Here is a 1899-nt window from a genome sequence, read left to right on the forward strand (position 1 = left end):
TCACCGCGAACCCGGCCTTACCCGGAACCTTTGGAGCGCGAAACAAGCCGAAGCCAGGCGGCATCACGAGCAGTAAGCGTTCCGAAGTACAACTCAAGCGCCGGATCTTCTTTTGGTGAGGGCTAACGCCTGAGTTAAGCCGACTTGCGTAGTGGAGCCAAAGCCATGGCAAGCTTTTTCTGCCATGGCTTTGGTGTAACGAAGCAAGTTCGGCTTGAACGAATTGTTAGGGCGCACCCGCTCGCGCGCGGACGTGACGAGTGATGGCCCGACAGTAGAAGTGCTGAACAACGCGCCCGACAAGTTTGACGGTCTGCCAGATCGCGACAAGCGTGCCTGCTGCCAGAACAAGCCTGACATAAATAGGCGGATGGAAGGCCTGGTACAGGCGCGGCACAGCCAATGAAAAAAGACCAATTGCAGCGACCAGTACAATAAACACACAGGCGCACTGAAGCCGATACGTGAGGTCGGTGCCCGCGGCCGAAAGCGCGGTTTCCATCTCGGCATCCGAGAGTCGCTCCAACTGCGGTAGGACATCGTCAAGTTGCATCGAGTCTTCCTGTGCGGCCTAACACCTGAGTTAAGCCGCGCCGCGAAGCGGCGTCGGCTTGGACGAATTGTTAGGTGCCGCCCCGTTAAGGCACATACACGGCGTGGATGCTGACGACACCTGATGGGGTCACGTGAGCGTGCATGACCAGATCACTGCAACCTTCCTCTCGGGTCCACAGGTCTACGCGCACATCCCAGTGGTGCCCGGACCAGATACACACCGATGAGTCCCAAGTTTGCTGCGGCAGCGGTACAAGAGTAGCGCCGTAGTCAGCCAGATAGTCGCGTACTTGCGAGGCAGTGGAAGCAGATGTGGGCTCGACGCCGCTCAGGCCCTGCAGCGTGAAATCCCCCGTCGCGAAGGCATTTGCCGCCTTTTCGAGCGCTGGCCGCCACTCAAGGGGCACCGGCTGCTGCTCGTCAGACGGTGCGGCATTCGCATTGGAATCGCTCACGTTGCGGCTACCTCCACGCGGCACCTAACGCTTGAGTTAAGCCGAGCCGCGAAGTGGCTTCGGCTTGAACGAATTGTTAGGCGCGATCATCGCGCGGAAGTGACGGCCCGACAAGGCCGCTTGAACCGAAGCTTGGCCGACCGGGCGCACCTTGCGAAACGGTCAGAAGCGACCGTCCGAAGCCGCACCAACTGGGCCGGCAATGTCTCCGCGTCCACGCGCCTGCATCTGTGGCCGAAGCCCTGAGCGTGACGCTGTGAACCTTGTGTGCGCGACCCCGGAACTGGCGGAAGCCGCGCGTCCGAAGACTGAGTCAACTGGGGTCGAATGGCCCCGCTGTGTAGCCGAAGCCATGTGCCGATTTAGTTCTGGCTTTGACGCGCCTAACACCTGAATTAAGCCGCGCCGCGAAGCGGCGTCGGCTTGAATGAATTGTTAGCCCCCATTCTAGTACTCCAACCAGTCACCTTTCTCGGTGACAGATGAGCCGGTGGGCGGAGTGATCGCAAGCGTCCCGTCCGGATATGCGAGGACGGAAAAGCCTGCGCCGGTGAGCTGGTAATACCCGATGTGGCAGGGCGTGACTCCATCCGCGCACTTGACCATGTGTGTGCTACCTGCGAGGCGGACAGTGTTTCTAGTGCCAGCAGGCATAAGCTCACCCGAAAGACGGTCGCAGCCAACCTCGCCCTCGGTGCAATTTGACCAAACGAAAAGGGAATATGACCGTGCAGAGAGAACGTCAGGTTGAGCGGGTCGCTTGGTAGCGCAGCCTGCGAGTAACGCCAGTAGTATGAGAGCGACAATGCGTGGCATGGGGCCTAACACCTTGAAATAAGCCGACCCGCGAAGCGGGTTCGGCTTGATTGAACTGTTAGGCCGCCGGCCG

The 1899-nt window shown here is 59.9% G+C and carries 2 protein-coding genes; both read right to left on the reverse strand.

Going from position 1 to position 1899, the window contains the following annotated elements; genetic code table 11:
• Window positions 1–226: 226 nt before the first annotated feature.
• Entirely contained in the window at window positions 227–553 is a 327-nt protein-coding gene (locus tag ACFOM9_RS15410; protein ID WP_386712897.1) for a hypothetical protein, read from the reverse strand.
• 85 nt (window positions 554–638) lie between these two features.
• Entirely contained in the window at window positions 639–1010 is a 372-nt protein-coding gene (locus ACFOM9_RS15415) for a DUF7668 domain-containing protein (protein WP_386712900.1), read from the reverse strand.
• Window positions 1011–1899 lie beyond the last annotated feature (889 nt).

The organism is Luteimonas notoginsengisoli, from assembly GCF_042648885.1.
Lineage (GTDB): Bacteria > Pseudomonadota > Gammaproteobacteria > Xanthomonadales > Xanthomonadaceae > Luteimonas > Luteimonas notoginsengisoli.